Raw genomic sequence first — 14,863 nt, forward strand, 5'->3', positions numbered from 1 at the left:
GCACGGGAGAAGCCTGCGCCACGCCGCTCATGGCGCCGCCCGTCAGCGGCGCGTTCGACTGCGCCTGGCTCGCCCAGGGCGTGGCCGCGGCGGCAAGCAGCGCCAGGGAAAAAGGAACGAAGCGTACGGTTCGGGACATATCGGGATTCCTGGTTAGCGCACGATCGGGCCGTTGCCCAGTCGGTCCATCAAGGGGCTCATGACCGGCATGACGATGCCTTCGCCACGGGACACCCGCGTCGCCGACGTGTCGGCCCCGGCGGCCGGCGCCACACCGCTCGGCGCGGCGGTCTGACTGCGGATCTCGGCGGCCAGGCGCAGGACCTGGCTGCGCGCCTCGTCGCCGAGCTTGGCGCGGTCCATCACGTTCTGGGCGCGCACCGGCTCGCCCTCGACCAGCAGCAGCAAGGCCAGGTTGGCCAGCACCTTGCCGCTCTCGGGCGCCAGCTCGGCCGCCTGGCCCAGCGGCACGCGGGCGCCGGCCGGATCGCCGGCCCGCAGCCGCGCGTAACCCAGGTCGCCCAGGATGCGCGGGTCCATGGGCGCCAGCTTGGCGGCGCGCGCGAAGTCGTCGGCGGCCTGCTCGAACTGGCCGCGCGAACCGGCTATAAGGCCCAGCCCGTGCCAGCCGTCTGCCGCCTGCGCGGTGCCGATCAGGGCGCGGTAGGCCTGTTCACTGGAGGCCGTCTGGCCGGTCTGGCGCAGCGCCTCGGCGCGCAGCACCGCGATGCGTTGATCGTTGCCGAACTTCTGCTGGAACGCCTCGATGTAGGCCAGCGAGGCGAAATAGCGCTCCTGGCGTTGCGACTCGGCGATCATCGACAGCATCATCTCCGGCTCGGCCGGCTTGCGGCGGTTCTCCGCCTCGTCCTCGCGCTGGCGCGCCAGCGCCTGTTCCTGCTGCTGTTGCTGGATCAACTGCCAGGCGGTCTCGGCATTGTTGCTCTGGCAACCCGCCAACGTCCCGGCGCCGGCAACCGCCGCCGCCGCCAGGGTCCAACGCCATGCGCGCCGCGCGCTTTCCATACCGCCCGCCATTACATCCCCCCCATGCGCGACAAACCGCGCAATACCGCCACAAACCCCGCCCCGCCGGTCACGATCAGCAGCGCCGGCAACAGGGTCACGATCATCACCGCCGTCATCTTGACGGTGGTCTTGCCCACTTTTTCCTTCAGCTCCAGGCGCCGCTTCTCGCGCAGGCGCTCGCCAAACCGGTTCAGCGGCTCCTGCACCGCGCCGCCGTGCTGGTCGACCTGGGCGATGAGGCGGCAGATGGCGGACAGGTCGTCGTTGTCGAAACCCGCCGCCAGCCGCGCCAGCGATTGTTCGCGGGTGCGGCCGCGCACATACAGTTCGGACGCCAGCCGCAACTCGTACGCCAGCACCGGCAGCACCTGGTCGAATTCCTTGGTCAGCACCTGCAGGCTCTGGTCGATCGACAGGCCCACGCCCTGCAGCAGCCGCAGCAGGTCGATCAGCAGCGGCAGTTCGTTGGCGGCCTGCTTGCGACGGCGCGACAGGCGCCGGCGCACGAACCACTTGGGCAGCATGTAGCCGATGGCGAAACCGAAGAACGCCGCCACGAACAGGCCCAGCGACGAGCCGATGCTGCGCCCCAGGTCCAGCGCCACGGCCGCCGCCGGCAGCAGCAGCGCCAGGGTGAAGCGCGCGACGATGAAGCGCAGCCGCGCCGTGGCCGGGTTCTCGTAGCCCGCCATATCCACCAGCTTGCGGTCCTCGCCGGCCAGCAGCGCTTCGGCGAAGCGTCCTTCGCTCAGGCGCTTGCCGAACGAGTCGGCCGCGCGCGTGGCGGCGGCCAGCCGGCCCTGCGCGCCCTCGGCCGCCGGCGCGGCGGCCGCCTTGACGCGGCCCTCGCGCGTCGCCAGGGCCTGCTCCACCACCTGCCGGCTGCGATCCTGGCCGCGCAGGCGCCGCGTCATGCTCAGGCCCAGGATCAGCATGGCGGCCGCCACCAGCATCAGCGCCACCGCCAGCACCGTCGAGACATTCCAGGATTCGATCGCTTGCATCCGCGTCGTCCTCAGATGGCCTTGGCCATGCGATACAGGATGTAGGAGCCGCCCAGTTGCAGGCAGACCGCCGTCATCAGCATCTTGAAGCCCAGCGGGTCCACCCACAGGCCCATGAACAGGTCGTTGTTGGCCACCATGATGAAGCCGGCGATGCCCAGCGGCAGCAGCGCCAGGATCCAGGCCGACAGGCGGATTTCCGCCGAACTGGCCGATAGCTCGGCGCGCGCCTGGCCGATGTCGCGCATGAACGCGGCCATGCGCTCGAGCACCTGGTCGCTGCGGCCGCCGAAGCGCAAGGCCACCGACACCACGGCCGCCACCATGTAGAGCTCCTTCATGTCGTACTGGCGCGAAACCTGCACCAGCGCCGCGTCCAGTTCCTTGGCCGAGCGGCTCAGGGCGGCGGCGGTCTCGACCACTTCGCGCAGCGGCTCGTCGGTGGTGGCCGCGGCGGTCTGGAAGGCCGACGCCATGCTGTTGCCGATAGTGACCAGGCGCACGATGTTGTCCAGAAACGCCGGCAGTTGCGCCACCCTGCGGCGCTGGCGCCGGTCGGCGCGCAGCCACAGCAGGAAATAGGCGAACACGGTCAGCAGCACCAGCGTCACCAGGCCCGACAGCCAGCCCAGGAAGGCCCAGGCCAGCAGCGCCGCCAGCACGATCGGCAGCGTCAGCTTGGCGTAGAAGCCGGGACTCTGGCGCACGCCGCCCTGCAGCAGCAGCATGTCCCAACGCGAGAAACCGCTGCGCAGCGCGCGGGCGCCGTGCGCGAACGGCATCTTGCCGCTGACCGGCGCGCCGCGGCCGCGCCGCAACTGGTCTTCGAGAAAGGCGGAACTGGCGGCGCGCCGCTGGCCGCTGTTGGCGTGGCGCCACAGCAGCACCGCCGCCAGCGCCAGCACCAGCGCCAGACCCGCGATCACTCCGGCCTGCAGCATCAGCGCCTCCTGCTCCAGAAGCCGCCGCCGTCGGACTCGGGCGGCGCGTTGTCGGTCGGCCGCTGCTCGCTGCGCATCTTGGCCAGCTTGGGGGTGTGCGGATGGATGCCGAGCCAGTTCCAGCGATCCTTTTCCTCGCCCTCCGGCGTGGCGAAGGTCTCGTGCCGGTAGAGTTCCTGGGTCGAGATGACGTTGTCGCCCATGCCGGTGACCTCGGTCACCGACAGCACCCGCCGCTTGCCGTTGGACAGGCGGCCGATCTGCACGATGAAGTCGAGCGCGCTGGCGATCTGGCGCCGCAGGCTGTCCTCGCTGCCCTGGAAGCCGGCGAAGCCCGCCAGCATCTCGATCCGGTACAGGCATTCGCGCGGCGAGTTGGCGTGGATCGTGGCCATCGAGCCTTCGTGGCCGGTGTTCATGGCCTGCAGCATGTCCATGACCTCGGCGCCCCGCACTTCGCCCACCACCACGCGGTCGGGACGCATGCGCAGGCTGTTGCGGATCAACTCGCGGATGCTGACCGCGCCGCTGCCGTCGAAGCCACCCTGGCGCGATTCCAGCCGCACCACATGCGGGTGGTTGAGCGACAGCTCGGCCGTGTCCTCCACGGTCACCACGCGCTCGGTCTCGGGGATGAAGAAGGCCAGCGCGTTCAAGAGCGAAGTCTTGCCCGAGCTGGTGCCGCCGGACACCAGGATGTTGCAGCGGTTCTTCACCGCTTCATGCAGCAGCCGGTAGATCTCCTCGTCGAAGGTGCCCAGTGTCAGCAGGTCGGCCGGCTTGAGCGGATCCTGGCGGAACTTGCGGATCGACACCATCGGGCCATCGACCGCCAGCGGCTCGATCACCACGTTCAGGCGGCCGCCATCGGGCAGGCGCGCGTCGACCATGGGGCTGGACTCGTCCAGCCGGCGGCCGATCGGCGCCAGGATGCGGCGCACGATGCGCAGGACGTGCTGGTTGTCGGTGAAGCGCAGCGTCTCGCGCGCCAGCACGCCGCGGCGCGACACGAACACGTTGTCGTAGCCGTTGATCAGGATGTCCTCGACCGCCGGGTCGGCCAGCAGATCCTCCAACGGCCCCAGGCCGGCCAGCTCCTTGGTCAGGGCCTCGGCGATCTGGCGCATCTCGCCTTCGTTGATCGGCACCCGCCGCAGGCGCACGAAGCTGGCCACCTCGATGTCGACGAACTCCTGGATCGCCGATCGCGCCCACCTGCCGAACTCCGCGCCCAGCTCCTCGATGCGGGAAAGCAGATGCTCGTAGGCCGCCGTCTTCACTTCCTGGAAGCGGTTGGATGAGGCGAACCCCTTGTCGCCATCGCCGCCGAATTCTATGGTCGCTGTCATGATCATGTGGGATTCCGCCGCCGTCCGTTACTCGACCACCATGCGGCGGTGCACGCCGGGCAGCCAGGTGGCCAGCCAGCTCGCCCGGCCGCCCGGGGTGTTTTCCTCGGCGCTCAGCTTCTCGGCCAGCGCCTGCACCGCGCGCACGTAGACGTCGCGCTCGGCCTCCTCGTGCAGCAGGTGGCCCTGGTTGGTGCACACCATCAGCGCCAGCGTGCGGTCAGGCAGCGTGCCGACCAGCTCCAGTTGGAAGCGCTCGGCGATCTGCTGGGCCGTCATGCCGTAGCGCTCGTCGTAGCGGTTGACGATCAGGCCCAGGCTGCGGCGGTCCACGTGCAATTGCTCCAGCTCCTGCAGCAGCCCGGCCAGCGACACCAGCGCGCCCACGCTCTGGTCGGTGACGATCCAGTTCTGCTCCGAGGCGCGCGCCAGGCCGGCCACGAACTCGGGGTTGGAGAAGCCGCCTGAGTCGGCCACCACCACGCCAAAGTGCTGGCGCATGCGCTCGAACACCAGCAGCGAATCGGATTGCGAGACATCGCGCATCTGGCCCAGGTCGCGCGGCAGCGCCAGCACGCTCAAGCCATTGGCGGTATGCGACATGGCCGAACTGAGCAGGGTCGAGTCCAGCCGCCGCAGGTTGCGCGCCGCTTCGGCGAAATCGAAATCGCCGCCGATGTTCAGGTAAAGCTGGCAATCGCCCACCGGCCAACCCAGGTCCATCAGCGCCACCCGGCTGCCCAGGGGCAACTGGCTGCCGTTGTCGGCCGCCGGCTTGGCGCCCTTGGCGCCCGCGGCCGCGGCGCGCGAGCCATGCTGCTGCTTGAGGCGGTCCTGCACCATGCCGGCCAGGTGCACGGCCAGCGTGCTGGTGCCCACGCCCGGACGCGCGCCCAGCAGCAGCACGCTGCGGCGCGAGCCGTCCATGCGGCCGCCGCCGGCCGGCAGGTCCAGCAGCCGCTGCACCACGTCCTTGACTTCCTGCGGCGCCACGGTCGGATCGACGAAATCGCTGACGCCCGCTCGCAACGCGGCGATGGCGCCTTCCGGCTGGCTCAGCAGTCCCACCGCGACGCGCGGAATCGCCGGCGCGATGCGCGCCAGCAGGCGCGCCAGCTCGGCGGACTTGAACAGCTTGCCGGGTTCGTCCTCGCTCAGCGTGAAATCCAGGAACACCACCTGCGGCTCGATTTCGGCCAGGCGCCGCCCCAGTTCCTCGACGCCCGGGACTTCCTGGGTCAGCAGGCCCATGTCGCCCAGCGCCTGTCCGAGCTGCGCGGCCACGCCGTCACCCTTGGAACAAAATAAAAACCGGTTGCTATTCTGCAAGCCAACCCACTCCCTGGCATGTGTCTTCATATCGCTCACCGTGAAAAACCCGGCATTTGCTGCCCACCCGCAGGACCCATCAGGTAATAGCCCCAAGCGTTGAACGCGGTGTCGGTCGCCTCCTGCCTGGCCCCCGGCAGCGGCAAGGTCACGCCGCGTGCTATGGGCCGCACCAGGCGCGGCGTCACCACGATCACCAGCTCGGTATCCTCCTGGGTGTAATCGACACTACGGAAAAACGACCCGATGATGGGCAGATCGCCCAGCATCGGCACCTTGTTGACCAGCGCCTTGGTCTGGCGCGATACCAGTCCGCTGACGACAAAACTCTCGCCGTCGCCCAGCTCGACCGTGGTGTCGGCCCGGCGCGTGCGCAGGGCCGGGATCAGCGTGGTGGTATTCGTGCCGCTGGAAACCGCGATGGCATTGCTGTAGTCCAGCTCGCTGGCCTCGGGCGCCACCTTCAGCGCGATGCGCTCGCGCGACAGCACGGTCGGCGTCACCGTCAGGCCGATGCCGAATGGCTTGAACGTCACCGTGGTCGTCCCCAGGCCGCCGGCCTCGGGGATCGGCAGTTCGCCGCCGGCCAGGAAGCTGGCGCTCTGCCCGGTCAGGGCCACCAGCGTCGGCTCGGCCAGCACGCGCGCCATGCCGTTGTTCTGCAGCAGGCGCAGGCGCGCGCTGAAATCGTTGGAGTCGTAGAACAGCGAGAAGCCCGAGGCCAGGGCCGCGCTCTTGCTGAAGCCCAGCGGCGCCGGGAAGCCGTCGGGCGTGATCGAGTTGGTGCCGCCCCACGGGCCGCTGCGGCCGGCGAAGCTGATGCCGGCCTGCTTCATGACCGAGCGCGACACCTCGACCACCTTGACCTCGACCTGCACCACGCCGCCAGTGCCGGCGGTAGACACGTCCACCACGTTCTTGTCACCCACCACCGCGCCGGCCGCGGCCACCGAGGCCTGGTGCGACAGGGGCGAGTCGGCCTGGCCCGACACCACCGCGCGGTCGCCGGCCACGTCGACGTTGGCGCCGCCCGCCATGCCGCGTCCGGCCATGACCTGCTGCACGTTGCCCGCCACCCGCACCGTCCACAGTTGCGGGGCCGCGTTGTTGCCGGTCCAGACCTGCAATTGCGTGGTGCCCGGTTTCTTGCCGTACAGCAGCAGCGAGGCCTGGCGCTTGCCGGAGGCCGCCAGCACCTTGACGTCGGCCACCTCGGGATCGCCGATGGCGATGCGGGCGGGCGCGCCCTCCAGCATGAGCGTCTGCTGGCCCCTCACGGCGACCGCGATGTCGCGGGCGGGCGCGCCGGCGCCCGGGTCGGACTGGATGGCGGTCTGCGCCATGCCGGCCACGCCGTAGGTCATTACCGCTGCGGCCGACAGAAGGCAAATCAGGGTGGTGCGCTGGAATCTCTTCATTGTGCTGGATCTGGTTTGGCAGGTAAGGTCCAGCCGCGGGCGGCACCAGGCCACGCGCAGCCACGTTTCAATAGCGCACGCGCTCGGATTTGTCTCCTCGCAGGATTTCGACGGTGCGCCCGCCCCCGCCGCCAGCGCCAGCGGCGCGGGCCGGGGCCGGCCTGGCCGCCGGTGTCGGGGCATCCAACTGCGCCAGGCTGTCGCCGGCATAGGCGCGGTTCGGGCCGCTGAGCAATTGCTCGCGTTGTTCGGGGGTCAGGTCGGCGCGCGCCGGCAGCACGGCGCTGCGCTGGGCGAACAACTGGGTATCGGGCTTGCCATCGTCGCCGACCGGACGCAGCGCCAACTGCAGGCGGCCGGAGCGGCTGGCCAGCACCAGCTCGTTGACCTGGTCGACCGGCACGGCCAGCACGGCGGTCCGCGCCGGCTGTCCGGGCGGGCCGGGCAGCGCGGACTTTTCCTCGGGGCCGTCCAGCGAAGCCGCGCCATACGCCAGCACGCGCACCTGCGATTGCAGCAACCGGGCCTGTCCGCCCTGGATCTCGACGCCCTTCTCCAGCACGAAGAACACGTCCACCAGGTCTCCCGGCGCAATGCGGTTGCCGCCGCCCACCACCTCATCGACCGCGATCGCCAACGCCCGCTCGCCTGGCTTGAGCTGGCGCGCCAGGCCCTGCGCCAGCATGCTGGGCAACAGCGGATCGCCGGCCGCGACGTCCACTCGCACATAGGCGCCCTGCAACGGCGCGGGCGAGCTGTAGCTGCCGGACAGCGCCACCTGCCATTGGTCCACCTTGAGCATCTTGTCGCCGTCGATGCGCGTGCCGGCCGGTATCGGCGTTGCCGCCACCACCACCGGATAGCGCTTGACCGGCGGTTCGGCCGGCGCGGCCGGCGCCGTCGCCACGGGACCGGCCGGCGCCGGCGCCGGGGCCGACGGCGCCGAGGCCAGGCGCCACGCCACGAACGCCAGCACCAGGCCCGCCGCCAGCAACACACCCGCGATGATTTTGCTCAGACTGCTCATGGTGTCCCTTGGGAGATTTGCACGATGGCCTTCGACGACAGCCGGGTCGGTATCCAGTTCTTGTCCGTCCCGGGCAACATGGCGATGAATGCCTGGAAGGTCGACAACACCGGCCAGGCCTGCACGTTGAAGGTCATGGCGACCGTGCTGCACTGGGCCGTCTGGCCGCCTGAACCGCTCCACGCGCATGGCGCGCTGGTCGTCGCGCAGGCCACCGCCGAACCCGTGCCGAACACGCTCATCGCCGCGGCGCAGGCGGCGCCGGGCACGTCCGCCTGGCCGGCAAAGCGCGCGTGGACGGCCGCGCGCGCGCCTTCCGAGGCGGCCGAGGCCAACTGCTGCTGCATCCAGAACAGCACGCCATAGCCGACGACGGCGCAGACGAACATCAGCAGCATCGTCACCATCAGCGAAAACTCGAGCGCGGCGATACCCCGCTGGCCGCGCTTGCGACCGCGACAATGGCCCGGGGCACGGGGCGCGTCCATGTCAGTTGCTCCCATCCAGGCCGTTGCCCAGGTGGACCGTGGCGCGGGCCGACAGCACGCTCGACGGCGGCATCAACGCCTGCGCCAGGAACGGGAAATTCGGAATCAGCGGATTGGCGCCGTACGGATAGCTGACCGTCACCTCGATCTGGTCGGCGCTGAGCGGCTGGCCGCTGCAGGCGCCCCCGGCGGTGCTGCTGAGCGTGCCGCTGGCGCCGCACACCGCCACCGCCACCGCGGCCGAGGACATGGTGGTGATCCAGCTCGAACGGTCCAGCGCCGTGTCGCGGCCGGCATTGGCGCGCACGGTCAGCGAGGTGGCGCCCGGCTGCCATTGCAGGACCTTGCGGGCGCCGTCCTGCGCCGCCAGGGTGACCGAGTGCTGCGCGGTGAACACCAGGGCGTACGTCAGGATCGCGTAGAACACCAGGAAAAACACCACGAATACCAGTCCGAATTCAAGGGAATAAACACCACGCTGAGCGCGGCCGCGCCCAGGTACGTCCCGTAGGGGATCTGGCGAGCCCGAAGCGGCAAGGCCCAGCTTCGGGAAAGAAACAGGTAGAGCAAGGCGTGCAGCCCGGCAAGCAGGCTCGCGACCACCAGCGTCATGACGAGCGGCGCGAAGCCCGTCAGCAGCCCCAGCACGGCGATCGCCTTGACGTCGCCCGCGCCCATCAGACGCTTGAGCCAGAGCGGGAAGAATGGCAAGGCCAGCGCGAATCCGGCCAATGCCATGGGCCAGCCGGCCCAACGCGGTGGATAGCCCCAGGCTGGCGCGAGCCAAGCCGCGAGCAGCCACAGCGCCTGCCCCGCGAAGCCCGCGACGATAAGCGTGTTGGGTACGCGGCGATAGCGCAGATCGGTGTATATCAACACCAGATTCCAGCATGCGAACAACAGCCACCACAGCACTTCCCCTGGATACAAGGCAGGACCTTCTGACGGTTTCGGGTTCAATCTGGCAATGCATGGGCGCGCAGTACGTGGGAGCCGATGCGCGCAACGCCGTCAATCCGCAACCGCCCGAATTCGCTGCGCGGGAAGTGTCGTCAACATCAGCTCCATGCCCGGCGGGGCGTCAGACCCGGCCGTCCGGCGCCGCCTGGCCCTGGCCAGGCTCACTGGGACGACCGGGGTCTTCGGCCTCACTTGGACGCGTTGGCGAGCTTGGCCTGCAGCGACGTGAACAGGCCGCTGAGCGCGCCCGTGAATGTCGCCAAGGCGGCTACCAGCGCCACCGCGATGGTGCCCGCGATCAGCCCGTATTCCAGGGCGGTAATACCTTCTTCATCGTTCCAGAACTGCGCAAGTTTCGCTTTCATGTCGAGCTCCTCAGGTCTCGCTTGATAATCGAGCCATGCCGCAGGGACGGCGTGGCCCCCTAAGCCCGGTGCTGTCGGCGCGCTGGCGTGTTCCACACCTTCGCGTCTCCGGGGTACCGCCAGGTCCGTCGCTACCGACGGGCCCTCAACCCGGTCCCAATGTCGAGCCGGGAGTCCTGCCCGGATCGACCACGGGGGCCGATTCAATGATCGAGTCGATGCGTTGCGCCAGTCGCGCGCGGAAACGGCGCGAAGCGCGTTGCAAATGCCAACGCATCACCAGCAACATGACGAACGACAGCGCGAACGCGACGTACGGCAGCATCACCCCGCCAATCTGCATGCTGGAAAAATCGCGCGGGGCGGTGCAGACGACCGTGCCGGCCGCCGCTCCCGTGTAATGCATGCCGCACACCGCAATCGCCATCAAAATGGCCGCTCCGACGCGTTGGAACTCATTCTGCGTATTGAAAGCGAGCCACAACGCGGCTGACGCGGCAAATACCGCTATGAGCACCGATAAAACAACCATCGGCAGATTCCAGATAAACACCGCGGGCATGCGCATGGCGCTGATGCCCACATAATGCATGGCCGCGACGCCGAGGCCGGCGGCCAGGCCGCCCACCACGCAGCGCATAAATGTAAAGCGGTCGCGGCCCACATACCAGAAGGCCCAGCCGGAAAAACCCGCCGCCACCAGGAAACTGAGCACGGTCAAACCGATCTGGTAGCCCACCGCGAATGGCAGGTCCTGTGCCTGCATGCCGATGAAATGCATGCTCCAGATGCCCACTCCGCCCATCGCCAGGGCGCCGATGATGATGTAACCGATGCGGATCTCGCCGTCCTGCATTTCGGCGCGGATGCCCACCGCCGCCAGCAGCGCCACATAGGAGCCGAGCGCCGCGATCAGGAACGACAGCGCCACCAGGCCGCTATTGAATGAGAGGGGAACGATATCGCCCGGGTTCATGCGCCGCCCCTGTGAGCCGACGGTCGGCAGACGCTCGTGGCGGGCCGACTTGCGACGATTTTGTTGGGGTCATCCTGGTCCATCTGTGGACTCCCGAGAGCCGGTAAACCCGATGTGTTTTGATACGTTTATATAGTCTTATCTATTAACAATTAATACACATCAGGGTTTATACCAGTATTCGTCGCGGCATGGCAGCTTACTTGTAACGAATACCCGGAAATTAGCCACGGTCATTTTCAAATATCCCGGAAAACCCGGAATCGGGCCATGGAAAGATTGCCTTGTATGTCGTCCTGTTGTTATATCCACGTTTCCGGCCAGTCACAATGAAATAATTTGTCATTGCCCCGGCGCGCTGGCAACATACCGCCTGAGCGGCGCGCCACCGGTTTTACTTATATAGCGGCCCCATATATTCAAGCCTTTATCCGGACCCTTAATACGGATGTTCTGTTTAAACGGTGCCAGCGGCAAAGAGAGACAACCAGGCATGAGACGCACGCTTCCCGCAGGTCCGCTTTCCCTCGCCCTTATCTGCACCCTCGCCACCGTCGGCACGGCACGCGCCGACGGCCCGCTACGCGGCAACCCCGTGGACGCGCTGCCGCAGATCGAACGCCCGCCCAGCGCCACCCAGCCGCCGCCGGTGGTCCAGGCCCCCACTCCCGAACAACTGGCCCTGCAGGCCAGGCTCGCGCAGCGCATCGTGCCCCGGCATTTCGACGTCACCGGCGTGCACGCCATGCCGTTCGAGGAAGTCTCCGCCCTGCTGGCGCCGCTGTCCGGCAAGGAGATCAGCCTGGGCGAACTGGTGCAGCAGGTCGACAAGATCACCCAGTTGTACCGCGACCGCGGCTATCCGCTGTCGTTCGCGCTGGTGCAGAACCAGACCTTCGCCAACGGGCTGGTGGTGGTGACCGTGGTCGAAGGCTATATCGGCACGGTGCGCATCGAGGGCGATATCGGCAATGCCCAGGACCGCCTGGAATCGCTGGCCGAGCCGCTGAAGGAGGAGAAGCCGCTCAGGCAGGCCACGCTGGAACGCGTGCTGAACCTGATGCGCACGGTGCCGGGGGTGAAGTTCACGCCGTCGCTCGACCTGCCACGACGCGCCGACGGCGCCACCGAACTGGTGCTGGCGGCCTCGCGCCAGCCGGTCAGCCTGACAGGCGGGGTGGCGGACCTGGGCACCGGCATGCAGCCGCTGGTGAACATGGCCACCAACAGCCTCACGCCGCTGGGCGAACAGGTCAAGCTGACGGCGTCGGTGCCGTTCAACACCGACGACGTCAAATACATTTCCGGCGAGGTCCGCGTGCCGTTGGGCAACGACGGGCTGGCGGTCAAGATCGACGGCTACCACTACGACGCGCGTCCCAAGGACGAGGCGATCGAATACCTGGGCTTCAACCGCCGGGTCAAGAACGACCGCATCGGCATCGGCGTCAGCTATCCGTTCCTGCTGAACAATACGCGCTCGCTGACCGGCACGCTCGGCGTCTACGCGGCCAACTCGAAGGACCGCTACGAGGCCACGAACTCCGACCGCTGGCTGCAGCAGGACGCCCAGGTGCGGGCCGCCAACCTCGAGATGCGCTATATCCAGGTGTCCGAATCCAAGACCACCGACGTGACGCTGGCCGTGGCCAGGGGCTTCACCGGCGCCGGGGCGAAGAAAGAGATCAACACCAACTACGGCTATTCGGCGGTGCCGATCCTGGACCTGGACTTCACCCGCTACAACCTCAATGCCAAGCAGACCTTCGCGCTGCCGGCGCGATTCGGCCTGACCCTGTCGGGCGCCGCCCAGTACTCGAGCAATATCCTGCCCTCGTCGGAACAGGTGTCTTACGGCAGTTGGCGGTATGCGATGGGTTATCCGCAAGGCGAGCAAAGCGGCGACAAGGGCGTGGGTGTTTCCGCCGAAGTTAATCGCCAATTCGGCATTGGCTGGCAGTACCTGTCCAACGTGCAGCCTTATGCGCTGATCGACTATGCCCGCACCTGGTACAACAATTCGAGTCTGCAGCAGCTCAACCAGCGGCACCTGTCGTCGGTGGCGCTGGGGCTGCGCTTTACCGATGACAAGTACTACCTGTTTGATTTCAACGTGGCCAAGCCAATCGGCTCGGCCACCATAAACAATGGCCGCGACGTGCGTTTCAACGCCAACTACTCGTTGTATTACGACGCGTTCTAGCACGGCCTGCCGGCGGCCGCGCCGCGAGTCCGCCAAGCGCCGCGCCTGTTTCGACAGGCGCTTTTTTTTGCCTGTTCCATACACCACGTTACGTAACGCGGCCCGTAACGTAACGGCCCAGACAGGCCCCGGACGTAACATTCGCAGGTGGCGCGTGATCGTAAATATGGGGGATTCCCAATATTGGTACAAACCCTCTTTTTTAAATATAAGTTATTGATTTAAAAGTATTTTTAATAAGCCAAAAACGACCTGAACGCATACCGGAAGCGTGTTTGAAAAATATTGGCATGGTTTATGCATGTAGGGATGTATCGGGCAGTTTCGACGCCTGACACTTCCCCCACAGGAGCTCGCCATGAATGCCAAGATTGACACGCAGCGCGTACATCGTATTCTGACCTCCACCGTTATGGCGGCCGCTCTGATGAGCGCGCTGGCCGCTTGCGGCGGCGGTGGTGGTAGCCACAAGAGTTCTGCCAGCCTGCCTGGCACGGATAATCCCAGCAACCCTGGCGGTCCGGGCAATCCCGGCAATCCCGGCGGTCCGAACGAACCCAATAATCCCAACAACCCGGTCACCACCGGTTTGCTGCAAACGACGCTGGGTAATACCGGCAATGCCGTTGACAATACCCTGCCCTTGAATCTGGGCACCACCCTGGGCGGTGTCGGCCAGGCGCTCGACCCCACCATCAAGCCGGTCGCCGACACGGTCGTCGGCCTGACCCAAGAGGTTGGCGCCGCCACCGGCCTGGGAAAGCCTGTCGACGGCACCGTCAAACAAGTGGGCGGCCTGGTCGAAGGCCTGGGCACCACGGTCAAGGGCACCGGCCTGCCGGGAGGCCTGAGCGCCGGCGTCGGCGGCCTGGTGGAAGGCCTGGGCAAGACGGTCGCCAGCACGGGCGGCCTGCTCAATGCCGATCCCAAGAATCCGCAGCCGTTGACCACGGTGCTGGGCAATGCCACCAACGCGGTGGGCGCGCTGACCGCGGGCCTGTCCGGCTCCGGCGGCCTGCTGAACCCCGTCAACCAATTGGTCGGCGGCGTTACCGGCGGCGTGCTGGGCGGTCCCTCCAAACCGCTGCTCGAACCCGCGCTGGGTAATGTCGGCAAGACCGTCGACAACGTGCTGCCGCTCGGCCTGCAGCCGGCCCTCGGCGGCATCGGCAAGGCGCTCGACCCGACGGCCAGCCCCCTGGCGGGCACGGTGGTCGGCCTGACGCAGCAAGTCGGCGCCACCACCAACCTGGGCGCGCCGGTCGCCGGCCTGCTCAACACGCTGGGCGGCACGGTCAGCAATCTGGGCACGCAACTGCCTGGCGGCAACGTGGCCGGCCTGAACGGCGTGCTGCAAGGCCTGGGCGGCGCCGTCAGCAGCGCGGGCGGACTGTTGAACGCCACGCCGGGCAACACTAACCCGCTCGGCAACACGCTGGCCAATGCCACCGGCGCGGTCGCCTCCCTGACCGGCGGCCTGGGCCTGGGCGGCACGGTCGGCGGCAACAACGGCGGCCTGCTCAGCCCGATCACCGGGATCCTGGGCGGCGTGACCGGCGGCGCGGCTGGCGGCAACGGCGGCCTGCTGGCCCCGGTGACCGGCCTGCTGGGCGGCGTGACGGGCAACCTGGGCGGCGCCACGGGCGGCGCGGCCAACGGCGGCTTGCTGGGCGGGCTGCTCGGCGGCGTGACCGGCGGGGTGACCGCTGGCGCGGGCGGCACGGCTGGCGGCGCCGCGGGCGCCAACGGCGGCCTGCTGGGCGGCTTGCTCGGC

14 protein-coding genes are annotated in these 14,863 nt (G+C 68.0%); 2 read left to right on the forward strand and 12 right to left on the reverse strand.

Annotation, left to right across the window (positions count from 1 at the left end; translation table 11 throughout):
• Positions 1-153: 153 nt before the first annotated feature.
• The 12 genes from HV783_RS28125 to HV783_RS28180 form a co-directional block, all read right to left on the reverse strand.
• Entirely contained in the window at positions 154-1,026 is an 873-nt protein-coding gene (locus tag HV783_RS28125) for a tetratricopeptide repeat protein (RefSeq protein WP_081273430.1), read from the reverse strand.
• Between the two features lie 11 nt (positions 1,027-1,037).
• Positions 1,038-2,033, reverse strand: a complete 996-nt coding sequence (locus HV783_RS28130) for a type II secretion system F family protein (protein ID WP_054503025.1) — start codon at positions 2,031-2,033, stop codon at positions 1,038-1,040.
• Between the two features lie 11 nt (positions 2,034-2,044).
• The gene (locus HV783_RS28135; RefSeq protein ID WP_144654731.1) at positions 2,045-2,974 is read right to left on the reverse strand and encodes a type II secretion system F family protein; all 930 of its coding nucleotides are present in this window, start codon (positions 2,972-2,974) and stop codon (positions 2,045-2,047) included.
• On the reverse strand, positions 2,974-4,329 hold the full coding sequence (locus tag HV783_RS28140; protein WP_175143233.1) for a TadA family conjugal transfer-associated ATPase: 1,356 nt from the start codon (positions 4,327-4,329) through the stop codon (positions 2,974-2,976). The genes HV783_RS28135 and HV783_RS28140 overlap by 1 nt, the downstream gene beginning before the upstream one ends.
• Positions 4,330-4,350: 21 nt before the next feature.
• Positions 4,351-5,691, reverse strand: a complete 1,341-nt coding sequence (locus HV783_RS28145) for a MinD/ParA family protein (RefSeq protein WP_054503028.1) — start codon at positions 5,689-5,691, stop codon at positions 4,351-4,353.
• Entirely contained in the window at positions 5,688-7,070 is a 1,383-nt protein-coding gene (locus HV783_RS28150) for a type II and III secretion system protein family protein (protein WP_144654730.1), read from the reverse strand. Before HV783_RS28150 ends, HV783_RS28145 begins: the two co-directional genes overlap by 4 nt.
• Before the next feature lie 67 nt (positions 7,071-7,137).
• Positions 7,138-8,097 carry a Flp pilus assembly protein CpaB gene (gene cpaB, locus HV783_RS28155; protein ID WP_054503030.1) on the reverse strand — a complete coding sequence of 320 codons (960 nt, stop codon included), beginning with the start codon at positions 8,095-8,097 and terminating at the stop codon, positions 7,138-7,140.
• Positions 8,094-8,585, reverse strand: a complete 492-nt coding sequence (locus HV783_RS28160) for a TadE/TadG family type IV pilus assembly protein (RefSeq protein WP_116791875.1) — start codon at positions 8,583-8,585, stop codon at positions 8,094-8,096. Before HV783_RS28160 ends, cpaB begins: the two co-directional genes overlap by 4 nt.
• A gap of 1 nt (position 8,586) precedes the next feature.
• A complete protein-coding gene (locus HV783_RS28165) occupies positions 8,587-9,027 on the reverse strand; it encodes a TadE/TadG family type IV pilus assembly protein (RefSeq protein ID WP_054503032.1) in 441 nt (146 codons plus the stop codon).
• Positions 8,994-9,500: an A24 family peptidase gene (locus tag HV783_RS28170; RefSeq protein WP_054503292.1), complete on the reverse strand. Its 507-nt coding sequence runs from the start codon at positions 9,498-9,500 to the stop codon at positions 8,994-8,996. Before HV783_RS28170 ends, HV783_RS28165 begins: the two co-directional genes overlap by 34 nt.
• Positions 9,501-9,733: 233 nt before the next feature.
• Positions 9,734-9,910 (reverse strand): Flp family type IVb pilin, encoded by a 177-nt coding sequence (locus HV783_RS28175; RefSeq protein ID WP_006390266.1) that lies wholly within the window; start codon positions 9,908-9,910, stop codon positions 9,734-9,736.
• A 145-nt stretch (positions 9,911-10,055) separates the two neighbouring features.
• Positions 10,056-10,886 carry an MHYT domain-containing protein gene (locus tag HV783_RS28180; protein ID WP_175143236.1) on the reverse strand — a complete coding sequence of 277 codons (831 nt, stop codon included), beginning with the start codon at positions 10,884-10,886 and terminating at the stop codon, positions 10,056-10,058.
• 493 nt (positions 10,887-11,379) lie between these two features.
• Here HV783_RS28180 and HV783_RS28185 point away from each other — a divergent pair, with 493 nt between their 5' ends.
• Both HV783_RS28185 and HV783_RS28190 read left to right on the forward strand, forming a co-directional pair.
• Positions 11,380-13,089 (forward strand): ShlB/FhaC/HecB family hemolysin secretion/activation protein, encoded by a 1,710-nt coding sequence (locus HV783_RS28185; RefSeq protein ID WP_175190285.1) that lies wholly within the window; start codon positions 11,380-11,382, stop codon positions 13,087-13,089.
• A gap of 358 nt (positions 13,090-13,447) precedes the next feature.
• Positions 13,448-14,863, forward strand: a 1,416-nt coding sequence (locus HV783_RS28190; protein ID WP_175190286.1) for a collagen-like triple helix repeat-containing protein, incomplete at its 3' end; no start/stop codon positions are given.

The organism is Achromobacter dolens, assembly GCF_902859745.1.
GTDB lineage: Bacteria > Pseudomonadota > Gammaproteobacteria > Burkholderiales > Burkholderiaceae_B > Achromobacter > Achromobacter dolens.

Coding starts and splice junctions, on each gene's coding strand:
- HV783_RS28130 (WP_054503025.1), bottom strand. CDS start 2,033: ATGCAAGCGATCGAATCCTGGAATGTCTCGACGGTGCTGGCGGTGGCG.
- cpaB (WP_054503030.1), bottom strand. CDS start 8,097: ATGAGCAGTCTGAGCAAAATCATCGCGGGTGTGTTGCTGGCGGCGGGC.
- HV783_RS28175 (WP_006390266.1), bottom strand. CDS start 9,910: ATGAAAGCGAAACTTGCGCAGTTCTGGAACGATGAAGAAGGTATTACC.
- HV783_RS28150 (WP_144654730.1), bottom strand. CDS start 7,070: ATGAAGAGATTCCAGCGCACCACCCTGATTTGCCTTCTGTCGGCCGCA.
- HV783_RS28125 (WP_081273430.1), bottom strand. CDS start 1,026: ATGGAAAGCGCGCGGCGCGCATGGCGTTGGACCCTGGCGGCGGCGGCG.
- HV783_RS28185 (WP_175190285.1), top strand. CDS start 11,380: ATGAGACGCACGCTTCCCGCAGGTCCGCTTTCCCTCGCCCTTATCTGC.
- HV783_RS28135 (WP_144654731.1), bottom strand. CDS start 2,974: ATGCTGCAGGCCGGAGTGATCGCGGGTCTGGCGCTGGTGCTGGCGCTG.
- HV783_RS28180 (WP_175143236.1), bottom strand. CDS start 10,886: ATGAACCCGGGCGATATCGTTCCCCTCTCATTCAATAGCGGCCTGGTG.
- HV783_RS28160 (WP_116791875.1), bottom strand. CDS start 8,585: ATGGACGCGCCCCGTGCCCCGGGCCATTGTCGCGGTCGCAAGCGCGGC.
- HV783_RS28140 (WP_175143233.1), bottom strand. CDS start 4,329: ATGATCATGACAGCGACCATAGAATTCGGCGGCGATGGCGACAAGGGG.